We start from the raw sequence: 628 nt of genomic DNA, 5'->3' as shown, positions 1-628 counted from the left end.
ATCACTGAACAAGCATGTGCTCCATGGCGTCCGGCCCGCCAAGCCCGGGACGCCTCAGCGACAAGATTAAGGGAAAGGCCGCCGCCGGGCTGAGAGCGGCGATGGCTTTTGCATTACGCGCTCAGACGGCCGCAACTTACCGCCGCATGGCGTGAAGGAAACGGTCAGCGGGCGCGCCGACGCCATCAATTTGATGACGTTCCCGTTTGCGCAATTCATCGACTAGACGTTCGAGGTAGGGCGGCAAAGGCGAGGCTTCGAGAGATAAGTACTGTTGCAACCTGTCACCCACCTCGTCACAGATCGACCGGGCAGTCTTATGGTCGAGGTGGTCCGATGTTCGACTGGTCGGTTCCATATCGCGACCTTTCGATTGGGCCCCACGATTTACTTAAGTAAAAGAGCGAGAAAATGTTTCCCATAACTTCGAAGGATGCCGATAGTTCCATCCAATGGAACGAAGCACTGCCCATATCGAACCTGAGTTGGGTGCAGCCTTTCATAGCGCAGCATTTCATAGCCTTCGCGATGCGCGTCAGACTGATTGCCATCGTCAGCGCTGATGCCAGCAGCCCGCCGAGTTAGTGAAACTCTAGGCGCTTTCAACACGTTCAGAATGTCCGTTCCG

General features: G+C 56.1%; 1 protein-coding gene. It reads right to left on the bottom strand.

Translation table 11 applies throughout. The features are described 5' to 3' along the window. Positions 1 to 387: 387 nt before the first annotated feature. Positions 388 to 628: hypothetical protein (locus ACZXDY_RS46295; RefSeq protein ID WP_464350071.1), on the bottom strand; the 241-nt coding region annotated here is incomplete at its 5' end.

It is taken from the genome of Bradyrhizobium sp. LeoB3, from assembly GCF_055456055.1.
The sequence above is the reverse complement of the archived record's forward strand: the minus strand, read 5'-3'. Positions and strand labels throughout refer to the sequence as shown.